The organism is Kitasatospora sp. NPDC004272 (assembly GCF_053603035.1).
Genome location: NZ_JBSGET010000293.1, coordinates 1 through 1096 on the forward strand (window position 1 = coordinate 1; position 1096 = coordinate 1096).

At 76.6% G+C, this 1096-nt stretch carries 1 protein-coding gene; it reads left to right on the forward strand.

Annotation, left to right across the window (positions count from 1 at the left end; translation table 11 throughout):
* Positions 1–1026, forward strand: a 1026-nt coding sequence (locus tag ACWEO5_RS38505; RefSeq protein ID WP_452166710.1) for an aminoglycoside phosphotransferase family protein, incomplete at its 5' end; no start/stop codon positions are given.
* Between the last annotated feature and the right edge of the window lie 70 nt (positions 1027–1096).

Here is a 1096-nt window from a genome sequence, read left to right on the forward strand (position 1 = left end):
CTGCGCGACCCGCGCGGGCGCACCACCCTGGTGACCCGGCCGCTGGTGGACCAGGCCGGGCGGCTGGGCCGTCCCGCCGCGGGCCGGGCCCCGGAGGCGTTCGTGGACCGGGTGGACCCGGCCGCGCTGCAGACCCCGGCGGTGCGGGCGGTGCTGGCCAACGTCGCGCGGATATGTCCGGCGTTCCTGCCGCGCCAGGTGCTGCGCGAGGGCAGCCGGCACATCCTGATCGCGGGCACCATCGGCCGGGCGCCGGTGGTCGCGAAGTGCCTGGCGCCGGCGGCGATGCGCGGGGAGCGGGCGGAGCAGCTGATCGAGCGCTTCCACCACGAGGTGGCGGTGTACCGGGCGTTCGTCCGGCACCGTCCGCCGGTGCGGCTGCCCCGGCTGGTGGCGGCCGACCACGACCGCTGCGTGCTGGTGCTGGAGCGGGTGCCGGGCCGTCCGGCGGCCCGCGAGCGGCACCCGGTGAACGCGCCGACCCCGGGCGAGGTGCGCGCGGTGCTGGGCGCGGTGCGCACGCTGAACCTGTGGCGCCCGCCGACCGACGTGTTCGGCAAGCCGATGGACTACCAGACCGAGATCGCCCGGTTCCACTCGCTGGGCCTGCTGACCGACCGGGACGCGGGCGACCTGCGCGGCCTGCTGCACGGCCTGTCCTCGGTGCCGTGGCAGCTCAACCACGGCGACGCGCTGCTCGGCAACGTGCTGCTGGCCCCGTCCGGCCCGGTCCTGCTGGACTGGGAGCAGGCCGGCTGGTACCTGCCGGGCTACGACCTGGCGGTGCTGTGGAGCGTGCTCTCCGGGGACACCGCGGCCCGCCGCCAGATCAGCCAACTCGCCCAGTCCGGCGGCACGCTGGCCCGGGACGCGTTCCTGGTGAACCTGGTGCTGGTGCTGATGCGGGAGCTGCGGCTGCACGACGTCCCGGGCGCGGGCGAGGAGCAGCGGATCATGATCCGCCGGCTGTACGACGACGCGGCGCTGGCCCGCCGCGCGGTGCGCGCGGCGGTCGGCACCCGGTAGCGGTTCGGGAGCCCCCCGGGGGGGCCCCCCCCGCGGGTGGCCGCCCCCAACGGCTAAAGACAACCAAAAT